This is a genomic window from Streptomyces glomeratus (genome assembly GCF_021462825.1).
GTDB classification, from domain to species: domain Bacteria; phylum Actinomycetota; class Actinomycetes; order Streptomycetales; family Streptomycetaceae; genus Streptomyces; species Streptomyces glomeratus.
In genome coordinates this window covers 306337-325320 of the sequence record NZ_JAKEEB010000005.1, presented here as the reverse complement: position 1 = coordinate 325320, position 18984 = coordinate 306337, and the positions used below count along the sequence as shown (strand labels likewise).

Annotated in this window: 19 protein-coding genes; 5 read left to right on the top strand and 14 right to left on the bottom strand. The window is 71.8% G+C overall.

Annotation, left to right across the window (positions count from 1 at the left end):
- Positions 1-78: 78 nt before the first annotated feature.
- Complete coding sequence (cyc2, locus tag LZ604_RS08905; protein WP_234513951.1) at positions 79-2247, bottom strand: germacradienol/geosmin synthase Cyc2; 2169 nt, start codon at positions 2245-2247, stop codon at positions 79-81.
- A 175-nt stretch (positions 2248-2422) separates the two neighbouring features.
- Between cyc2 and LZ604_RS08900 the strand changes: the two genes are divergently transcribed.
- On the top strand, positions 2423-3202 hold the full coding sequence (locus LZ604_RS08900) for an alpha/beta fold hydrolase (RefSeq protein WP_234513949.1): 780 nt from the start codon (positions 2423-2425) through the stop codon (positions 3200-3202).
- A complete protein-coding gene (locus tag LZ604_RS08895) occupies positions 3199-4461 on the top strand; it encodes a cytochrome P450 (RefSeq protein WP_234513947.1) in 1263 nt (420 codons plus the stop codon). Before LZ604_RS08900 ends, LZ604_RS08895 begins: the two co-directional genes overlap by 4 nt.
- Before the next feature lie 3 nt (positions 4462-4464).
- On the opposite strand, the gene LZ604_RS08890 is transcribed toward LZ604_RS08895, so the two are convergent.
- Positions 4465-5613, bottom strand: a complete 1149-nt coding sequence (locus LZ604_RS08890) for a damage-control phosphatase ARMT1 family protein (RefSeq protein ID WP_234513945.1) — start codon at positions 5611-5613, stop codon at positions 4465-4467.
- Positions 5606-6181, bottom strand: coding sequence for a hypothetical protein (locus tag LZ604_RS08885; protein WP_234513943.1), 576 nt, complete (start codon positions 6179-6181; stop codon positions 5606-5608). Before LZ604_RS08885 ends, LZ604_RS08890 begins: the two co-directional genes overlap by 8 nt.
- A 190-nt stretch (positions 6182-6371) precedes the next feature.
- Here LZ604_RS08885 and LZ604_RS08880 point away from each other — a divergent pair, with 190 nt between their 5' ends.
- Positions 6372-7280, top strand: coding sequence for a lytic polysaccharide monooxygenase auxiliary activity family 9 protein (locus LZ604_RS08880; RefSeq protein ID WP_234513942.1), 909 nt, complete (start codon positions 6372-6374; stop codon positions 7278-7280).
- A 57-nt stretch (positions 7281-7337) separates the two neighbouring features.
- On the opposite strand, the gene LZ604_RS08875 is transcribed toward LZ604_RS08880, so the two are convergent.
- Positions 7338-7994, bottom strand: a complete 657-nt coding sequence (locus tag LZ604_RS08875) for a Tat pathway signal sequence domain protein (RefSeq protein WP_234513941.1) — start codon at positions 7992-7994, stop codon at positions 7338-7340.
- A 561-nt stretch (positions 7995-8555) separates the two neighbouring features.
- Between LZ604_RS08875 and LZ604_RS08870 the strand changes: the two genes are divergently transcribed.
- Positions 8556-9233 (top strand): DUF6230 family protein, encoded by a 678-nt coding sequence (locus LZ604_RS08870; protein WP_234513940.1) that lies wholly within the window; start codon positions 8556-8558, stop codon positions 9231-9233.
- Positions 9233-9652: a DUF6114 domain-containing protein gene (locus tag LZ604_RS08865; RefSeq protein ID WP_234513939.1), complete on the top strand. Its 420-nt coding sequence runs from the start codon at positions 9233-9235 to the stop codon at positions 9650-9652. The genes LZ604_RS08870 and LZ604_RS08865 overlap by 1 nt, the downstream gene beginning before the upstream one ends.
- Before the next feature lie 45 nt (positions 9653-9697).
- On the opposite strand, the gene LZ604_RS08860 is transcribed toward LZ604_RS08865, so the two are convergent.
- The 10 genes from LZ604_RS08860 to LZ604_RS08815 all read right to left on the bottom strand — a co-directional run bounded on the left by LZ604_RS08860 (position 9698) and on the right by LZ604_RS08815 (position 18957).
- Positions 9698-10498 (bottom strand): VOC family protein, encoded by an 801-nt coding sequence (locus LZ604_RS08860; RefSeq protein WP_234513938.1) that lies wholly within the window; start codon positions 10496-10498, stop codon positions 9698-9700.
- A 604-nt stretch (positions 10499-11102) separates the two neighbouring features.
- Positions 11103-12065, bottom strand: a complete 963-nt coding sequence (locus LZ604_RS08855; RefSeq protein WP_234513937.1) for an ABC transporter substrate-binding protein — start codon at positions 12063-12065, stop codon at positions 11103-11105.
- A gap of 188 nt (positions 12066-12253) precedes the next feature.
- Positions 12254-12922, bottom strand: a complete 669-nt coding sequence (locus tag LZ604_RS08850) for an ABC transporter permease (protein ID WP_234513936.1) — start codon at positions 12920-12922, stop codon at positions 12254-12256.
- Positions 12919-13629 carry an ABC transporter permease gene (locus LZ604_RS08845; protein ID WP_234513935.1) on the bottom strand — a complete coding sequence of 237 codons (711 nt, stop codon included), beginning with the start codon at positions 13627-13629 and terminating at the stop codon, positions 12919-12921. The genes LZ604_RS08850 and LZ604_RS08845 overlap by 4 nt, the downstream gene beginning before the upstream one ends.
- Positions 13626-14756 carry an ABC transporter ATP-binding protein gene (locus tag LZ604_RS08840; RefSeq protein WP_234513934.1) on the bottom strand — a complete coding sequence of 377 codons (1131 nt, stop codon included), beginning with the start codon at positions 14754-14756 and terminating at the stop codon, positions 13626-13628. The genes LZ604_RS08845 and LZ604_RS08840 overlap by 4 nt, the downstream gene beginning before the upstream one ends.
- Before the next feature lie 153 nt (positions 14757-14909).
- On the bottom strand, positions 14910-15392 hold the full coding sequence (locus LZ604_RS08835; protein WP_234513932.1) for a molybdopterin-dependent oxidoreductase: 483 nt from the start codon (positions 15390-15392) through the stop codon (positions 14910-14912).
- 159 nt (positions 15393-15551) lie between these two features.
- Positions 15552-15959, bottom strand: a complete 408-nt coding sequence (gene msrB / locus LZ604_RS08830) for a peptide-methionine (R)-S-oxide reductase MsrB (protein ID WP_234513931.1) — start codon at positions 15957-15959, stop codon at positions 15552-15554.
- Between the two features lie 14 nt (positions 15960-15973).
- The gene (gene murC / locus LZ604_RS08825; RefSeq protein ID WP_234513930.1) at positions 15974-17362 is read right to left on the bottom strand and encodes a UDP-N-acetylmuramate--L-alanine ligase; all 1389 of its coding nucleotides are present in this window, start codon (positions 17360-17362) and stop codon (positions 15974-15976) included.
- 85 nt (positions 17363-17447) lie between these two features.
- Positions 17448-17921, bottom strand: a complete 474-nt coding sequence (locus LZ604_RS08820; RefSeq protein ID WP_234513929.1) for an indole-3-glycerol phosphate synthase — start codon at positions 17919-17921, stop codon at positions 17448-17450.
- 184 nt (positions 17922-18105) lie between these two features.
- On the bottom strand, positions 18106-18957 hold the full coding sequence (locus LZ604_RS08815) for a pyrimidine reductase family protein (protein WP_234513928.1): 852 nt from the start codon (positions 18955-18957) through the stop codon (positions 18106-18108).
- Positions 18958-18984 lie beyond the last annotated feature (27 nt).

Sequence of the window (18984 nt, the reverse complement as noted above, 5' to 3'; positions counted from 1 at the left end):
GCGGGTGACGGGTCGCGCCGAGGTGCGCGGGACGCCGCGGAAACCCTCGTGGTGTTCGCCGCGGCGGTCCGGGTGCGGTCAGTGGGACACCGGCGCCGGCCGGCGTCCGACGGCCGGCGCCAGGTCCGGGACGAAGCCGTGGGCACGCCGGGCCAGGTCGGCCGCGCCGTAGCGATGGCAGCCGCGGTGCCAGTTCAGAATGCCGGACATGTAGTTCTGGAGTTCCACGACATACCCGTCCATGACGGCCCGGGCCTCGCGGGAGAGGGCGAAGTCCTCGTACAGCACGGGCAGTTCACGGGCGGCGACATGCTGGAACTGCCGCATGCGCTGGTTCATCAGGTCGCCCACGATCCGTACGGCCGTCGGGTAGTCACAGCCGAAGAAGTTCTGCACGACGAGGACGGCGTTGTGGATCTCCCCCTCGTACTGGATCTCCTTCTGGTACGAGAAGACGTCGTTGGTCAGCATCGCGTAGTCGATGGCCGCGTTCTCCAGGGCACGAACCGTGCCGCTGTGGTACACCTCGGGCGGCACCTGGGGGCCGTGTCCCATGCGGCACAGGTTCTTGGTGAGGTCGGCGCCGAAGGTGGCGCGGCGCATCTCCAGGTAGTCGACGGGGTCCGGGATGCGGTTCTGCAGCTGGTTGGACAGCTCCCACAGCCAGCTCTCGGTCATCGTGTCCACGGCGGCGCGCAGCGCGCGCCGCTGGTCGGGCGTCATGCCGGCGGTGGTGCGCACCCACAGGCCGATCAGCGCGCGCTCCAATCCGTTGGCCGGGACCGGGAGTTCCTCGCCGTCGAGCGGCATGCACGAGGACAGCCGCCCGGTGCACAGTCTCGCCGCCGCGAGGTCGCGCCGGTGCCCGAAGACGAGCGGATAGTAGTCGTCGCCGTATGTGCCCCAGGCGAGCCACTGGGAGCTGAGATCCAGCCCATCGGGGGTCGCGTCCGGGTCTAGACCTGCCGCGCAGAGCGGGAAGTCGTAGGCGAGCAGCTTGTCCTCGTCCCAGACGCCCTCCGCGAGGATGCCCGTCCGCTGTGCCCAGGGGGTGAGCCTGCGACGGGCCCCGTCCAGGTGCGGGCTGAGTTCCAGCTCGTAGGGCATCCGCAGGTCGGGGATCAGCGAGGGCCCCACCTGCTGGAAGGGGAGGTGGGTGTAGGCGCGCAGTCGCTCGGCCCCGGCGTCGGCGAGCAGTGCGCGCACATCGGCGGCGGAGATGCCGGGCCCGGAGGGTCCGAAGCGGTGGCCGGTGCGGGCGCCCTGGTTCATGTAGCGGCTGGACCGCATGTGCCATTCGTGGCCACCGGACTGCCAGTTCTGGAGGCCCTGCGCGTACGCGCCGATCGCGGCGGCCTCGTCCGGGGTGAGGCCCTTTTCCAAGGCCAGCGCGGGGACCTCGGTGAGCGCGGTGTGCTCGAACTGGTGCAGCCGCGAGGTGAGGATGTCGTTGACGGTCTCCGCCGCCTCCTGGGTGGTGCAGCCGAAGAAGGTCTCCAGCACCAGGACGCCGTTGCTGAGTTCGCCCTCCTCCTCGACCTCGCGCTGGTAGGAGAACAGGTCGTTGCGCAGGTGGACGCCGTCGGAGAACGTCTCCATGAGCACCCGCAGCGGCCGCGACCCGGCCACGGCGGGAGGCACTTCGGCGGTCGCGTACTCGACCAGACCGGCGGACCAGGGTGCGCCGCCGACCTTGCGGCGCATCTCGATGTACTCGACGGGGTTGGCGATCCGTCCTTCGTTGATGTTGGACAGCTCCCACAGCGACTCGTTGAGCAGGTGCTCGGTCGCGACGGCGAACCGGCGCCGCCAGTGCGGGGACATCGACGGCACGGTGCGTGCCCACAGGTCGGCGAGTCCCGCCTCGACGGGGTTCTCCGGGTCGGGTACGGGCGTCGCCGGGTCCAGGGGCATGAACAGCGGCAGCCGGTCCAGGTGGGCCTTGCCGCCGTCGCGGTCCTGGGTGCGTTTGAAGGCCTCCAGGAAGTGGTCGTCGAAGAAGAACACCCACACGTACCAGTCCGTGATGAGGGAGAGCGCCGGGCCGTCGCAGTCGGGATGGGTGTACGCACAGAGCAGCCCGTAGTCGTGCGCTTCGAGGTCGGACTGTTCCCAGATGCCGGAGCCCTCCAGCATGCCCATGGCGCGTGCCCACTGGGTGGAGTGGGCACGCGCCTCGTCGAGATGCGGGTTCAGCCGCGCGGGGTACGGCATGTAGAAGTGCGGGAGTTCGAACGGCTGCGTCATGGCCGGGCCCTACCCGTGGGCCCACCGGGCCATCCGTGTGACGGGATGTGATCACACCATCGCGTGAATCGGGGTCACCGGCGCCGTCACGCGGCCCGGGGCCGGGCGGCGTTCGGGCGCACGGGAGGCGTCACGCCCCCTTGCCGCTCCTCCCTCTGAGGGCCACGGTGGTCGCATGACCTCCTTCGTGCTGCCTCATGAAGTGCACGGCCATGGTGCCCACACGGTGTTCGCGGTGCACGGCTGGTTCGCCGACCGGGCCGCGTACGCGACGGTGCTGCCGGATCTCGACCGCGAAGCCTTCACCTACGCCCTGGTGGATCTACGGGGGTACGGAGCGGCGATGGACGCCTCCGGTGCGTTCGGTACCGCCGAGGCCGCCGCCGACCTCCTGGCGCTGGCCGACCGGCTGGGCTGGGACCGGTTCTCGGTGGTCGGGCACTCGATGGGCGGCGCGGTCGCGCAGCGGCTGCTGGCACTCGCCCCCGAACGCCTGCGCAGAATCGTCGGCGTCTCGCCCGTCCCGGCCTCGGGACTGCCGCTGCCCGCCGACCAGTGGGAACTGTTCGCGGGCGCCGCGCACAAGCCGGAGAACCGGCGCGTCATCCTCGATGTCACCACCGGCGGCAGGGCCCCGGCCGCCTGGCTGAACCGGATGGTCGCGCGGTCGCTGGCCCACAGCGACGCCACGGCGTTCCGGACGTGGCTGGACTCCTGGGCCCGGGAGGACTTCCACACGGAGGTCAAGGGCTCCACGGTGCCCGCGCTGGCCGTCACCGGCGCCCTCGATCCCGCACTCACGGCCGGGCTGATGCGGGAGACCTGGCTGCGCTGGTATCCCGGCGGCTCGCTGGTCGAACTGCCGTCGGCCGGCCACTATGCCATGGACGAGACACCCCTCGACCTGATCCGTACGGTGGAGGGCTTCCTGCGGGCCGAGGACACCCCTGCGTGAACCCACGGCAGGCGCCGCCCGTCCCCGACGTCTTCGACCCGCGCCGGTACGCCGACGGGGTGCCCCACGCCGCGTACCGCATCCTGCGCGACCATCACCCGGTCGCCTGGCAGGAGGAGCCGGAGGTGCTCGGCTGGCCGGCGGGGCCCGGCTTCTGGGCGGTGACCCGGCACGCCGACGTCGTGCGCGTGCTCAAGGACTCGGCGACGTACTCCTCGTACCTCGGTGCCACCCAGATCCGTGACCCCGATCCCGGGGACCTGCCCTTCATCCGGCGCATGATGCTCAATCAGGATCCGCCCGGCCAAAGACGGTTGAGGCGACTGGTGAGCCGCGCCTTCACCCCGCGGCGCATCGACCGGTTCGCGGAGGTGGCCCGGGCGCGTGCCCGGGCCCTGTTCGCCGGGGCCGTGGACCGGGCGCGGGCCGGTGACGGCACAGATGACGTCGTCGCCGCCGTCACCGACGACTACGCCGTCCTCAACCTCGCCGACCTGCTCGGTGTGCCCGGGTCCGACCGTGGTCTGCTGCTGCACTGGACGCAGCGCGTGATCGGCTACCAGGACCCGGACGAGGCCGGCGGACCGTGGCCGGACGCCGGGGGACGGCCGGTGGACCCGCGCTCGCCCGCCGCCCTGCGGGACATGTTCGGGTACGCGCAGGAACTGGCCGCCCACAAGCGGGACCACCCCGCGGACGACATCATGACCACGCTCGCCACGGACCCCGAACTCACCGGCCCCGAGCTGGAGATGTTCTTCTTCCTGCTGACGATCGCCGGGAACGACACGGTACGCTCCGCCGCACCCGGTGGACTGCTGGCCCTGGCGGGTCATCCGGGGGCGTACGACGCACTGCGCGAGCGGCCCGGCCGACTGCCGCTCGCCGTGGAGGAGTTGCTGCGCTGGCATCCGCCCGTGCTCAGCTTCCGGCGGACCGCCGCCCGCGACACCGAGCTGGCCGGGCAGCGCATCCGCGCGGGCGACAAAGTGGTCGTCTTCCACGCCTCCGCCAACCGGGACGAGCGTGTGTTCACCGCGCCGGACACACTCGACTTGTTCCGGACGCCGAATCCGCACGTCTCCTTCGGGGACGGCCCGCATGTCTGCCTCGGCGCGCACTTCGCCCGGCTGCAACTGGGTGTGCTGTACGAGGAGACGCTGCGGACCCTGCCCGCACTCCGTCTGGCCGCGCCGCCCACCAGGCTCGTCTCGAACTTCGTCAACGGCATCAAGTCGCTGCCGCTGCGGCTGACATGACGGTCAGGGCCGTACCTGGATCAGCGCGTGCGTGCCGTTCGTGCGCCACCGCTGTCCCTCGGCGGCGACCAGGGCGGCTTCGGTGGCCGCCTCCAGACCGACGATCACGTCGGACTTCAGGGTGCGCAGCGCGGCCACCGGGCCCGGGAAGCAGCCGGTGGTGTCCGCGAACGGGGTCGTCGGCGGGTAGAGCCGATCGCCCACCAGACGCCGGTAGTTGAGGTCGCCCTTGAAGATCGTCAGGTCCGCCGCGGCGAACTGGGTACGCAGGTCCTCCGGCATGTCCGCGTACGGCAGCGGGGCGCAGGAGAACGGGTGCGCCCTGACCTCGAGACGGCCGTCGGCCATGACCTCCCACAGGCGCTCCCCGGCGTCGGCGGCCGCGCCCTTGGCGGCGGTCAGCCGGCGTACGGCGTCCACGACGTCGGCCGTGGTGGCGTCGGAGATGTAGTAGGGGTACGGCTTCACATGCAGCAGCGCCCGCCGGGCCCGCCCGTGGTGGAGCAGATGGTCGAGGAGGAGCAGGTCCGGGATCAGCTCCCGGCCGGCGTTGTCCGCGACCAGGCAGACGGTGCCGACGGGCAGCAGCGACCAGAGCACGTCGCTGTCGTCGGCGACGAGCTGGGAGACGGCCGTGGTGGCGCCCGGTGCGGAGAGCCGGAAGCCGAGGTCCGCGCGATTGCCCCAGAGCGAGCCGTGGAGCAGTGCCTGTGCCTGCTCCTGCTCGGGCCGCCCCGTCAGCCGGTCGAGGGCCGCCAGTTCCTCGTCCGTCTCCGGAGCGTCGAGTTCGGCGAGCTTGAAGGGGCGGAAGGGGTCGATGCCCCGCCAGGCGCCGGGGCCGAAGTAGCCGGCGGCCTGGAGCAGATGGCGGTAGAAGTAGCTTTCGGACCACAGGAAGGGGACCTGGAACCAGGAGCGGCCCAGGTACTCGCGCGCGCCCCATGCCACCCAGCGCTCGTCGTCCTCCGTGCCGAGCGGTTCGATGACACCCTCGATGGCACTGGTCAGCAGCGCGTCGAGTGCCTGCCGCTGCCCGGGACCGTAGGGGAAGGCGTCCCGCACCGCACGGATGAGGGCCGGGTGCCGCGCGGCGAGCACACCGTGCGCGAAGGAACCCGGCTCGTCGGCGAGGATCACGGGGGCGTCAGGCATGGTCACGGCTTCCTCCAGGGCCGGCCGGGATGCCGGGCGGCAGCTCCACGTCCGTGAACCGCTCCTCGAGCTGCTTGCCGTAGCCGGCCTCGGTCCAGACCAGCTTCTTGAACTGCTCCGGCGTCAGCCGACCCTGCCACGGAGTCCCGCCGGGACAGAACACCGACGCGCATCCCGCACAGTAGTACGCCGATCGCCACAGCGCGTCGGCACGCGGCGCGCCCGCCGCCACCAGGGCCCGTTCACGGCCCTCGCCACGGACCACGACGATCGTGCCGGCGAACACCAGCACGGCGAGCAGCGAGCCGCCGACGGCGAAGAGCGGCCGGCCGCCGTCGACCCCGCCGTAGGCGAGGGCAACACCGACGCCCGCCATCAGCATGCCCTCCACGAAGTGCAGGCAGCTGTCGAACCGGGACGGCACGCCCGGTGACCGCGCCAGCCGGTCGGCCAGGCCCTCGCGCCCGGCGGCGTGGTCGGCGCAGACCTCCGGCACCGCCTGAGCCCCGTCCGACGCACAGCCCGGACATATCACCTCGACCGCCCCTCGGGCGCCCTCCGTTGTCATGGCCCTACGCTAACCGCCACCACCGCCCGGCTCCGAGCGACGGCAAGTCAGGAGCGCTCCACGACAGGCGTCCGCCGCGCTGCGACCACCGCTCTTCGCGCACCCTGGGCGCCGTGGGTGAACGCGCGTCGCCGTTCCCCCGTACTCCTCGGTACGCACCCGCCGGACCCGATGCGCCTGGAGACACCGGATGACCGCACACCGCACCATCGCCGCGGCCGCCGTCGCCGTGGCGGTCACGCTGCTGCCCGCGACCCCGGCCCTCGCCCACGGCGCGCCCACGGACCCGGTCAGCCGGGTCGTCGCCTGTTCGCCCGAGGGCGGCGGCCGGGAGCGCACCGCCGCGTGCCGGGCGGCGGTCACGGCGGACGGCGCCCCGTTCACGGCCTGGGACAACCTGCGGGTGGCGGACGTGAACGGCAGGGACCGGCAGCTCATCCCGGACGGCCGGCTGTGCAGCGGCGGGCTGCCCGCCTACCGGGGCCTCGACCTGGCGCGCGCGGACTGGCCCTCCACCCGGCTCGCGCCCGGGGCCGCGCTGACGATGACGTACAGCTCGACCATCCCGCACACGGGCACGTTCGAGCTGTTCCTGACGAAACCGGGATACGACCACACGAAGCCGTTGACCTGGTCCGACCTTCCGGCGAAGCCTTTCGCCAAGGTCACGGACCCGCCGTTGACGAAGGGCGCGTACCGGATCCGGGCGACGCTCCCGGCGGACCGTTCGGGCCACCACGTGCTCTACACGATCTGGCGGAACACGAGCACGACGGACACGTACTACTCGTGCTCCGACGTGGTCTTCCCCGCGTCGGGCGCCTCCGGTGCATCAGGCGCCTCCGGTGCGTCGGGCGCCCCCGGTGCCTCCGGCGCCGACGAGAAGAAGGGCACCCCCGCACCGTCCCCGGACGATTCGGCGCCGAGCGGTTCCACGGCGCCGAGCGCGGCGGCCGCCACCGTGGCCGGCTCTCCGGCGGCGGCCACCGTGCACGCTGGGGACGATGGTCCGTCGGTCCCGCTGCTGGCGGGCGGTGCCGCGGTGCTCGCGGTACTCGCCGGCGGTGCCGCGCTGACGCTGCGCCGCCGGCGCGGGTGAGCCGGCCGGGACGGCCGCCCCGTCCCGCTCGGTCCGGGGCGGCCTGCGCGCCGGGCCTCAGTTGACGCTGACGGCGGGGTTCCCCGGTCGGCTGGTGTCGGTGACCGGGGCGTACTTCGCGGTGAAGTAGCCGTTGGCGAAGCACAGGGAGGATCCCGAGGACTTCGTGAACTGCTGGTTGGTGAAGGTGAGGCTGCTGTCGGCGTTGTCGGCCTTGCCGGTCAGACTGGTGGCCTGGTAGACGCAGGTGATCGTGCCGAGCAGGGTGCGCAGTCTGGCCGTCGTCTGGATGGTGGAGCCGGCGGCCGGGGTGACCGTCAGCGTGCCGTCGGAGGCGACCGTCGTGGTGTAGGGCAGGTTGTCGACGGTGATGCTCGTGACGCCGAGGACACCGGTGACATTGCTGGTGCAGCTGCTGCTCGTGAAGGTGTGTCCGGTGAGCGACTCCGTGGCCGTGCCGGGCGCGGCCGGGTTGTCGGTGACGGTGGCGGTGAACGCGGAAGAGGTGCAGGAGACACCGCTGGTGCCGGTGGCACTGGAGTAGAGCGTGGCGGTGGTGCCACTGGCCACCGAGGCGTTGAGCACATCGCCGACGGCGACAGCGGTGCCCCCGGCGGCGAGCACCGCGCTGTCCGCGGAGGCGGGGGAGGCCGCGGACAAGGCGAGGGCCGCGGCGGCGCCGGTGAGAGCGAGCAGGGATCGGGGCGTACGCATGGGCATGGGGGTGCCTCTTCTCCGAAGTGGGGGCTGTGCGGGTGAGGGATACCGCTGCAGGTCCGTGACGCCTTCTCCGTCCGTGACGGGCCGGCAGCGGCCGTCGGCCGCCGGGGGCGGGCCCGCGGTAAGAGGGAGACGGCCGTGCGGGTGTCGCGGAGGGGAACCGGATCGCGGGGAAGGCGATGGGGGCCGTGCATCGCACCGCGCGGGCTCAGGTGTCGCGATGCCCCTGCCGGGTGGGGCCGGAGAGCGACGTGCGCGGTGCGACGGATCCGGCGCCACGGATCCATGGGGAACTGTCGCAGTTGTAGAGCTGATGGACCATCAACGTCAATACAAGCGGTGAAGTTGAGGTTCACACCCTCGCCACCATTCCCTCACAGCTCCCTTGACCCTGAGTGTAACCACCGGTAACTTCCTCGCACGGTCACTGCCGTGCCATGTGAAAGCCCTGGCACTCACCGGGAGGTGTGAGGAGACGTCGCACGGAGGCCGCTGTCCGCGCCAGGACACCCGCCAGTGCAGCCCTACCCGCATTCCCCATGCCCAGGAGCAGACATGGCCTCGTCCTCGGACGCCACGGCGTCCCCCGGTTCCACCCCCGCGCACCCGGAAAGCGGTTCCTCCCTCGGGACACCCCCCGCAAGATGCGGGCGGGTCCGCCTCCGCCGCGCCGCGGTGATGGCGGTGCCTGCGACCGCGATCGCCGCGGGTCTCGCGATCATGACCGCCCAGGGTGCGCTGGGCGTGCAGTTCGCGATCTCCGGCATGCCCTTCACGGTCACCGCCGCCGACCTGGACGGCACCGGCTTCGAGCAGTTCGGCGACCTCGACACGATGGCGGAGGACAGCCCGAACGCCGGCGACACCGGCGGCCAGGTGCTGGTCGTCACCTCCGTGGTGAAGAACGCGACGCTCACCAAGCTGTGCCAGAGCGTCGACCTGGGCGGGACCAACCTGTACATCACCGCGGGCGGCGGCAAGGACAAGGTGACCGCGAGCGATCTGACCACCGACTCGACCGTGATGTCCGGCGACGCCGCGTTCCACGGCATCGAGATCGGCAACGACGCGAGCACCCTGGACAAGGGCGGGGTGAAGGGCGCCGAGGGCGTCTTCAGCCAGCAGGCCGACACGGTGCACATCGGCAATCTGCGTCAGACTGACTACGCCACCACGGCCGGGGTGTTCACGCTTCCCGGCCTCAAGCTCGGCTTCAAAGACACGGGGTGCTGATGTCCGGCCGGGCGAGGTCCGCCCTCCGGCGCCGGCGGGTGAGCCGCCCCTTCTCGGGCGGGCTGCTGCTCGCGCTGGGCGGGACGGAGATCCTCCTCACGGAGAGGGCGTCGTTGAAGGTGATCGTGCACATCGGCATGCAGGGTCTGGCGGGCTATCTGCTGCCGGTGGTGATGCTGCTGTGCGGTCTGCTGATCCTCTTCAGCCCGGCGCAGCGGCTCTTCTACTCGATCGTCGGCGTCCTGGTGTCCCTGGGCACCTGGCTCACGTCCAACCTCGGCGGTTTCCTGATCGGCCTGCTGCTGGGCGTGACGGGCAGCTGTCTGGCCTTCGGCTGGCTGCCGGACCAGGAGCCACGCCGACGCCTGCTGCGCCGCCGGCGCGCGGAGTCCCCCACCGTCGACCCGGCCGCGCCCTGACCCCCGGAAAGTCACACCCCGGGGCCCCGCACAGTCGCTCCGGGCTCAGGGCTCCCGCTTGGAGGTCACCGTGAAGCGGGCGCCGTCCGGGTCGGCCAGCACCGCCTCCTCGGCCCCCTCCTCCCACTGGAGCACTTCGCCGTCATGGGTACGGGCGGCCCGTACGCAGGCGTCGACGTCCGCGACCGCGAAGTTCACCTGCCAGTGCGGGCGGACCGTGGGGTCGGGCGCCGACTCCACGGCCCCCGAGTGGATCCGCGCGACCACCACGTCCCCGCTGCGCAGGACGACCTCGTCGCCGTCGTACTGCACCTCGCAGCAGCCCTTGCGCGAGGAGGCCCAGTCGAGGACCTCGCCGTAGAAGATGGCGGCGTCGAAGGCGTTGCGGGTGTGCAGCCGTATGAAGGTGGGGGCGGCCTCGCGCCACATCTCCCAGTCCGTTATGAGCCGGCCCTCCCAGATGCCGAAGACGGCCCCGTCGCGGTCCGCGAGCAGGGCAGCCCGGCCGGGTGGCAGGGAGAGCGGTCCGACGGCCGTCGTGCCGCCGCGCTCGCGGCAGCGGGACGCGACGTCGTCGGCGCTCGGGACCGCGAAGTACACGGTCCAGGCCACGGCCATCTGCCACATCGAGGCCACGGCCGCGATCCCGGCGACGGGCACCCCGTCCACCTGCGCGACCCTGAACCGGTCGCCGAGGCTGTTCGGCCGCCACTCCCAGCCGAACACGGCCCGGTAGAACTCCTCGGTGGTCTCGACGTCGCGCGTGGTCAGACTGACCCAGCAGGGCGCGCCGAACACCGCGTCACTGGAGACTCCCCCCGTGCCGCTCGTCTCGTTCTTGGCCATGCCCACACACCGCCCGGTTTCGAGGGGGAGGCGCCGGCACCTCTCCCTTCGCTCGCTCAGGGCATCCGGTTACCCCGATCGCACCTCTGCAAGGATGCGTCACCGCGGGCCGGACGTCATCCGGAGCGTGGCCGGCCGGGGTGCCCGAGGCCCGGAATCCCCGGCGCCGAGCCCCGGCGACGGGGCACTGCCGGCCAGCCGGCGGACCAGGACGTACGGCGGGACGACAGCTGTGTACGGAGAGTAACCGGTCGGCCGGGCGGTGGAGCGGCGGCGGCCGACCGGGGGCAGGGCCCGCTCAGGAAGGGGCGGCCAGGAGCGGGACCGTCTCCGGGCGCGGCCCGGGCGCTCCTGCGGGCCGCGCCGACCGAGGCGGGAACGGCCGGGAGACCGAAGACGCCCGGCCTGAGGGCGGACGGCCCCGCGAGACGGGGGGGAGGGAGCACGGGCGGGCGGAGGCACCGCGGTTTCGCCTTTCGCCCGCCTGGTCACCGAAGCCGGCGCCCCTTCCGTCCCGCGTATGCTCCCGCGCCCCGCCAGGGGCGGGACGCGGGCGACCGTGTCCCCGGGTGGCCGGGACACTGGCTCGGGCCGGGCGTGCGGGTCAGCCCAGGCCGACCGACTTCAGCCAGGCCTTGGCGACGTCGAGCGGGTCCTTGTCGTCGAGCTGCACCTGGCCGTCCATGTCGAGCAGGGCGGCGCCGTCGAGCTTGGCCGAGACCGCGTTGAGCGCGTCGACGCCCTTCTGCGGCAGCCCCGACCTGGATACGAGCGGCTGCACGTTCTCGAACCCGAAGAGGTTCTCCGTGTCCTGCAGGACGACGAATTTCTCCTTGGCGATGGTCGGGTCCGTGGTGAAGATGTCCGCGGCCTGCACGGTGTTCTTCTGCAGCGCGGCCTGGGTCAGCGGACCGCCCGCGTCGAGCGCCTTGAAGGACTTGAACTCCAGTTTGTACACGGACTTCAGGCCCACGAGGCCCTGCTGCCGGGTCTGGAACTCCGGCGAGGCGCCGATGACCAGGTCCTTGGCGGCGTCCTTGAGGTCCGCGATGCTGGACTTGTCGGTGAGGTGGTACTTCTTCGCGGTCGCCGCGTTGAGGGTGATCGAGTCCTTGTTCTGCGCTGGCGCGGGGTCGAGCAGCGTCAGCTTGGAGTCGAGCTTGGCGTTGATCGCGGCCGTCGTGGCGGCGACCGTCTTCGGGGCCGCCTTCTTGTCGAGATAGGCCAGCAGGGCGCCGTTGTACTCCGGAAGGACCGTGACGGAGCCGTTCTTGAGCAGGCCGTAGGTGGTCTCGCGGGTGCCGATGTTGGGCTTGTAGGCGACCTTGATGCCCTTGGCCTTGAGGGCCTCGCCGTAGATGTCGGCGAGCAGGATGCTCTCGGCGAAGTTGTTGGAGCCGACGACGACGGTGTCACCGCTCGCCTTGTCGCCCGAGAGCGGGTTGTCGGACTTGTTGTCGGAGGACGAGGAACACCCCGCGAGCAGTGCCGCCGTGGCGGCGAGGGCGACGGCGGCCGCGCCGGGGAGTCTCCTGCTGGACGTGCTGGTGTTCGCGGTAGAAGTCACGATTCCCGTTCCGGGCTGAGGGCGTTGGGGCTGGACCTGGCACTTGTGTGCGGGGGTGCGAGCACCGCACTCACTGATCCAATCCAGCCGGTTCCGGGTCAGTCAAGTCCCATCTGGTCACCGATTGGCCTCGGTGCGTGGCCCGTTGACGAACGGTGGCGGTCCCGGGATCGGGACCGCGCCGTCCGTCAGGCGCTCCTGCGCACCCCCGGGGACACGGCGACACGGGTCACCGCCCAGAACACCGTGAGCGTCACCAGCGCCAGAACCGCCACCAGCGTGGCGCCGCCCACGACCTTCTCGTAGTCACGCTGGTAGAGGCCGTCCACGATGTACCGACCGAGACCGCCGAGACTGACGTACGCGGCGATGGTGGCCGTGGACACGATCTGGATGGCCGCCGACCGCAGCCCGCTCAGAATCAGCGGGAGCGCGACGGGGACCTCCACCCGCAGCAGGATCCTCGGCTCGGTCATGCCCATGCCTCGTGCAGCGTCCACCGGGGACGGGTCGACGGAGCGCACGGCCTCGTACGTGGTGACCAGGATCGGCGGTACGGCGAGGACGACCAGCGGGATCATCACGGGCAGCAGTCCGAGCCCGAGCAGCACGAACATCAGCACCAGCAGCCCGAAACTGGGCAGTGCCCGGGCGGCGGTCGCGACGAGGGCCAGCGCATTGCCACCGCGCCCGGTGTGGCCGGTGACCAGGCCCACCGGCAGTCCGATGGCGGCGGCGATGCCGAGTGCGGTGAGCGAGTACTGGACGTGTTCGAGCAGGCGGTGCGGGATACCGTCGTAGCCGTGCCAGTGGGCGCTGTCGCCGAAGAAGGCGTTGACGAAGTTCAGTACGTTCACCGGGCCGCCTCCTCCCCCGCGACGGCGGCCGGTTCGGGCCGCGCTGCTGCCTTCCGCTTCGGGCGCGCGCCGGGCGGCATCCAGGGCGTCAGTACCAACCGGACGAGCACCAGCAGGGCGTCCACGAGAATCGCCAGGACGGCCGTCGTCACCACGGAGTTCACCGCCAGCACGGGCCGGTGGTAGAACATCGCGTCGGCCAGCAGGTTGCCGAGCGCGCCCTGGTTGCCGATCAGCGCGCCCACGCTGACCAGGCTGATGCTGGAGACGGTCGCCACCCGCAGCCCGGCGAGGATGGCGGGCACGGCGATCGGCAACTGCACCTGGAGGTAACGGCGCAGCGGCCCGAAGCCCATGGCGGTGGCCGCGGCGAGGGTCTCCTGCGACACCGAGCGGACGCCGTCGACGATCGCCGGGACCAGCACGACCAGGCTGTAGACGGCCAGCGGAATCATCACCGTGAGTTCGGTCTGGCCGGTGTAGTCGATGAGGACGACGAAGAACGCCAGCGACGGGACGGCATACAGCACGGTCGTCACGCCGAGCACCGGCGGGTACAGCCAGCGGAACCGCGCGCACAGCTGGGCGATCGGCAGGGCGGCGACCAGTCCGGCCAGCACCGGCAGCAGGGCCTCCCGCAGGTGCAGTCCGATCAGGCCGAGCCAGCTGTGCTGGAGGTCGCTGGGGATGTCGAAGAACCCGGTCATCCGGCGACCTTGGCGTCGTCGCGGCCCTCGGCGTGGGCGCTGCGGATGGCCTCGCCGATGGTCTGCTGCGAGACGGCGCCGATCACCTGTCCGTCACCGTCCACGGCGACGGCCCAGCCGGTGGGCGAGAGCACGGCAGCGTCGAGTGCGGCACGCAACGAGTCCTTGCCGTGGACGAACGGCCTTCCGTACGGCAGCAGTCGCTCCGTCTCGATCTCCCCGGCGACCAGGTCCTCCGGCTCGCTCCAGCCGAGCGGCCTTCCGTCGAGGCCGGTGACGAGGAGGTACGGCGTGTCCGGGTCGGTGCGGGAGGCGATCTGTTCGGCGGTGGAGTCGACGGCGACGATCGGTGTCTTCTTCAGCTCCAGCGTCTCGGAGGTGAAGAAGGACAGGCGCCGGATGCCCCGATCGGTGCCGAGGAAGTCCTCCACGAAGGAGTCGGCCGGGGAGGAGAGCAGTTCGGCGGGCGGGGCGTACTGCGCCAGCCGGCCACCGGTGCGCAGTACGGCGACCATCGTGCCGAGCCGGATCGCCTCGTCGATGTCATGGGTGACGAAGACGATGGTCTTGCCCAACTCGTCCTGGATCCTGAGGAGTTCCTCCTGGAGACCCTTGCGTACGATCGGGTCGACGGCGGAGAACGGCTCGTCCATCAGCAGCACCGGCGGGTCCGCGGCGAGCGCCCGCGCCACGCCGACACGCTGCTGCTGACCGCCGGAGAGCTGGTACGGGTACCGCTTGGCCAGCGAGGCGTCGAGTCCGACCCGTTCCATCAACTCCCGGGCGCGTGCCCGGGCCCGGTCCTTGCTCCAGCCGAGCAGCCGGGGCACGGTCGCGATGTTGTCGACGATGGTGCGGTGCTGGAAGAGGCCGGCGTTCTGGATGACGTAACCCATCGAGCGGCGCAGCGAGTTCACCGGCTGCCGGCTGATGTCGGCACCGTCGATGGTGATCGTTCCCTCGCTCGGCTCGACCATCCGGTTGATCATGCGAAGGGTCGTGGTCTTGCCGCAGCCGGAAGGGCCCACGAGGACGGTGATCGAGCGGTCGGGTATCTCCAAGGACAGCCGGTCGACCGCCACCGTGCCGTCCGGGTACCGCTTGGTGACTGAATCTATCCGTATCAAAGTGCCGAATACCCTTCGGGTGTGGCAGGAGCGGCCCGGTCCCCGGCCGATGTCGCACGGGCAGTTGCGGGGAGAGTCTAGACGGCGGGTGTTGCCGCACTGAGCCGGTGACATCACGTGTCGGGAGCCCGCCCCCGCCGGGGCGCGTCGCCGTCAGGCCCCCGGACCGAACGTGCCGTCCACCCGTATCGCGCGGACGCCGCTGACGTACCGTGCCCCGCAGCGGTCCTGGGGCAGCACCAGTTGGGGCCCGGACCGGTCGAGCGGGGTGTCGTCGGCACCGCCCGCGAGCAGCACGGGCGCCCGACCGAAGTCCGGGTCGATCTCGGCCCAGGTCAACAGGGCGTGATGGCCGTCCGCGCCGGTCACGGCGATCAGGAAGCGCAGCCGGTCCTTGCGGCGGGCGGGGTCGAAGCCGGGCCCCGCGGCCGACAGCACGTCGTACAGCAGCGGGCCGGTGAACCGGTGGTGCCGTACGCCGCCGGTGGCGCACTCGAAACTGACCCGCACCCGGTGCTGAGGCCAGGCGCCGAGGTCCGGCACGGTCAGCCGGACCGGACGCGCGAGGTCCCCGGTCAGTGCGAGCTCCGCCGCCGGTCCGGTGCCGGCGGCCGGCCGCGTCCGGGACCGGCTCACGGGCCACCACCTCCGTGGCAACGGTACCCGCGCGGCAACCCCGCACAAACGCATCCGCCCACCCGAGCCCCGCATATCCCTGGCTCCTGCGGCACCGGACGGGATCCATCCCTCGCAGATGCGGGAAGCTCCCGCCCGGCCCCACGGGGTCGCCCGGTGTCAGCCCTCGTCCGGGAGCAGCCTCAGCGAGATGGAATTGATGCAGTACCGCTGGTCCGTCGGGGTCGGATAGCCCTCGCCCTCGAAGACATGACCGAGGTGCGATCCGCAGTGGGCGCAGCGCACTTCGGTGCGGACCATCCCGTGCGAGCGGTCCTCCACCAGTTCCACGGCGTCGCTGTCCTTCGGGTCGTAGAAGGACGGCCAGCCGCAGTGGGACTCGAACTTGGTGCCGGAGGTGAAGAGTTCTGCGCCGCAGGCGCGGCAGGAGTAGACGCCCTTGGTCTTGGTGTCGGTGTACTCGCCCGTGAAGGCGGGCTCCGTCGCGGCCTGGCGCAGGACCGCGTACTCGGCCGGAGTCAGCTCCGCGCGCCACTGCTCGTCCGGCTTCTCCACGTCGTACGCCATGCTGTGTCAGCCCCTTACTTCGACAGACGGTTCAGGATGCGCGGGCCGAGGTCCGTGACGTCGCCCGCGCCCATGGTGAGAACCAGATCCCCCGGCTTCACCATTCCCGCCACGGTCTCGGGGACCTCGGCCTTGTCGTGGACGGCCCGCACCTCCGCGCCCGCCGCCCGGGCCGCCGCGATGATCAGCTCGCTCGTCACTCCCGGGATCGGGTCCTCACGGGCCGGGTAGATGTCCAGGACCACGGAGGCGTCCGCGAGGGCCAGCGCCTGGCCCATCTCCTTGCCCAGCTCCTGGGTGCGGGAGAACAGGTGGGGCTGGAAGACGACCAGGATGCGGGAGCCGTCGGCGGCGGCCCGCATCGCCTCCAGGTCCGCGGTCATCTCCGTCGGATGGTGCGCGTACGAGTCGATGACCTGGACGCCGGCCTCCTCGCCCTTCAGCTGGAGGCGCCGCTTGACCCCTGTGTACGCGGCCAGGGCGGGGGCCAGCTCGGCCGCCGGGACGCCCAGCGCCACGCCCGCCGCCAGGGCCGCGACCGCGTTGTGCGCGTAGTGGCGGCCCGGGACGGAGACCGTGAAGGTCAGCTCGGTGCCCTCGAGGTCCACCGTCACCCGGCTCTTCAGGCCCTGCGGGACGACCGAGAGGATACGGACGTCGGCGTCCTCCGACTCGCCGTACGTCACCGTCTTCACCGAGCCGTCCAGCCGCCGCGTCAGCTCACGCGCGCCTTCCTGGTCGGCCGTGACCACCAGCGTGCCGCCGGGGACGATCCGGCCCGCGAAGGTCCGGAAGGACTCGTAGATCTCCTCGAGGGACGCGTAGTTCGCGTGGTGGTCCAGTTCGACGTTGAGGACGATGGCGACCTCGGGCGCGTACTTGTGGAAGCTGCGGTCGCTTTCGTCGGCCTCGGCGACGAAAATCTCGCCCTCGCCGTGCAGGGCGTTGGAGCCGGGGGCGTCCAGGTCGCCGCCGATCGCGTACGAGGGGGCGAGGCCCAGCTCGGTCAGGGACACCGCCAGCATCGACGTGGTGGTCGTCTTGCCGTGGGTGCCGGCGACGGCGATCGGGCGCAGGCCGTCCATCAGGCGGGCGAGCGCGTCCGAGCGGTGCACCACGGGGATGCCCAGCTCCGCCGCGCGCGCCAGCTCGGGGTTGTCCGCCCGGATCGCGGAGGAGACGACGACGCAGCTGGCGTCGTCGGCGAGGTGCTCGGCGGCGTGCCCGATGTGCACGGTCACGCCCAGCGCCCGCAGGGCCTCGGCGGTCGCCGATTCCTTGGCGTCGCTGCCCGCCACCTTGGCGCCGCGCTGCGCGAGGATCTTGGCGATGCCCGACATTCCGGCGCCGCCGATGCCGATGAAGTGCGGTCGGTCCATGGCGGTAGGAAGGCCGGGGGCCATGTGCGTCTCCCTGGAGTGGTGCGGCGAACGTCGAGCGGCACACCACCCTAGCCGTATCGTGCGCGCGACAGGCCTTCCGCGCTGCTCACGCCTTGCTGTGCGAGAACAGCTTCAGCACCGGCACGCCCACCTTGTGCCGGGCCCTGGACGCCCAGTCGCGGTGGAAGAACTCCTCCACGTAGTGGGGGTCGGTCAGCACGATCACCTCGTCCGCGTCGACCTCGTCGACCAGTGTCTTGAGCGCATCGAGCGGATGCTCCTCGATGAGGCGGCCCTCCGCCTCGCTGCCGGCCGCCCGCAGGGCGGTCAGGGACACCTCCAGGGCCTGCTTTCCGAGGGCCGCGGCGTCCTTGCCCTCCGGGGTGTCCCGTTCGTGCGCGGCCTCGTCCAGCTCGCCGAGGGCGATGTCGTCGATGGCCCGCAGCAGGCGGTCGGCCTGGTCGCCGCGCGGCTGGAGCAGGACGTGGAAGGAGACGGGCTCCTCACCGTGCAAGGTCGTCACGAACTCCACATCGGCCGATGTGAGGGCCTTCTCGATCATCAGTACGCTCGTGAACACGGCAGGCGCCCCTTCCTCCTCCGAGGGCCCCGCCGGGGGCCTCTGTCGTCCGCGGGCCGTCAAGGCCCTGCGGAAACCATCCTGCCCCGGGACCGCACGGGGTTGGCAAGATCTCACCAGTGTGCCTGCCGGAGAACGAACGGAAGGGGCCCGGCCTTGCGCCGAAGGGACCGGCGCCACCCCGTCAGGGCCGGCGGTAGCGGCTGAAGAGGAACCCCTCCTCCTCCAGCAGCGACACCAGCTCGAAGCGCCTGGGCACCGCGACCGAGGGGCCCCCGGCGATCCGCTGCGCGTCGCCCGCCGTGAGCATCGGGGAGACCGTCAGGCACAGCTCGTCCAGAACCCCCGCGGTGATCAGCTGTCCCAGCAGGCGCGGGCCGCCCTCGGTCAGCAGCCGGGTCATGCCGAGATCCGCCAGGGCGCGTACGGCGCGGTCGGGGTCCACGCCCATGCCGTCCCCCGCGATCACCACGCGGGCGCCTGCCTTCTCGGCCGCGGCCACCCGGTCCGGCGCCGCCGCCGCGCCGGTCAGCACCAGCGTGGGCACCAGGGGCGAGGTGAACAGCGGCCACGAGAAGTCCAGGTCGAGGCTCGCGCTGACCACGGCGATCGCGGGCGCGGGGGCCTGTCCGGCCGCCTCCCGCAGGCCCGCGAAGGCGGCACGCGCCCGTGCCGGGCGGTAGCCCTCGCGCCGCACCGTCTCGGCACCCACGAGCACGGCGTCCGCGAGGCCCCGGAGCGTGCCGAAGATCCGCATGTCGGCGGTGCCGGAGATGGGCTGGGAGCGCCCCTCGTGCTGTGCGGCGCCGTCGAGGGAGGAGACCATGTTGGCGCGCAGCCAGGGCTCCCGGGCGCCGGGACCTGGCTCGGGGTAGGCGTACACGGCGGCCAGCTCCTGCAGGCTCCACTCGCGGTCGGCGCTGTCTCCCGCGGGGCGTCCGCCCTCCGGGGAGGCGCCCGTGGCCTCGGCGTCCCCGAAGGGCGTGCCGGCCGGCCGGGCCGCTGTTTCGTCGGTCACAGGGAACAGGCGTCGCATGACGTGCAGTGTGGCACGGCCTTTAGC

Coding starts and splice junctions, on each gene's coding strand:
- LZ604_RS08880 (WP_234513942.1), top strand. CDS start 6,372: ATGACCGCACACCGCACCATCGCCGCGGCCGCCGTCGCCGTGGCGGTC.
- LZ604_RS08870 (WP_234513940.1), top strand. CDS start 8,556: ATGGCCTCGTCCTCGGACGCCACGGCGTCCCCCGGTTCCACCCCCGCG.
- cyc2 (WP_234513951.1), bottom strand. CDS start 2,247: ATGACGCAGCCGTTCGAACTCCCGCACTTCTACATGCCGTACCCCGCG.
- LZ604_RS08815 (WP_234513928.1), bottom strand. CDS start 18,957: ATGCGACGCCTGTTCCCTGTGACCGACGAAACAGCGGCCCGGCCGGCC.
- LZ604_RS08885 (WP_234513943.1), bottom strand. CDS start 6,181: ATGACAACGGAGGGCGCCCGAGGGGCGGTCGAGGTGATATGTCCGGGC.
- LZ604_RS08900 (WP_234513949.1), top strand. CDS start 2,423: ATGACCTCCTTCGTGCTGCCTCATGAAGTGCACGGCCATGGTGCCCAC.
- LZ604_RS08875 (WP_234513941.1), bottom strand. CDS start 7,994: ATGCGTACGCCCCGATCCCTGCTCGCTCTCACCGGCGCCGCCGCGGCC.
- murC (WP_234513930.1), bottom strand. CDS start 17,362: ATGGCCCCCGGCCTTCCTACCGCCATGGACCGACCGCACTTCATCGGC.
- LZ604_RS08860 (WP_234513938.1), bottom strand. CDS start 10,498: ATGGCCAAGAACGAGACGAGCGGCACGGGGGGAGTCTCCAGTGACGCG.
- LZ604_RS08890 (WP_234513945.1), bottom strand. CDS start 5,613: ATGCCTGACGCCCCCGTGATCCTCGCCGACGAGCCGGGTTCCTTCGCG.
- LZ604_RS08865 (WP_234513939.1), top strand. CDS start 9,233: ATGTCCGGCCGGGCGAGGTCCGCCCTCCGGCGCCGGCGGGTGAGCCGC.
- msrB (WP_234513931.1), bottom strand. CDS start 15,959: ATGGCGTACGACGTGGAGAAGCCGGACGAGCAGTGGCGCGCGGAGCTG.
- LZ604_RS08845 (WP_234513935.1), bottom strand. CDS start 13,629: ATGACCGGGTTCTTCGACATCCCCAGCGACCTCCAGCACAGCTGGCTC.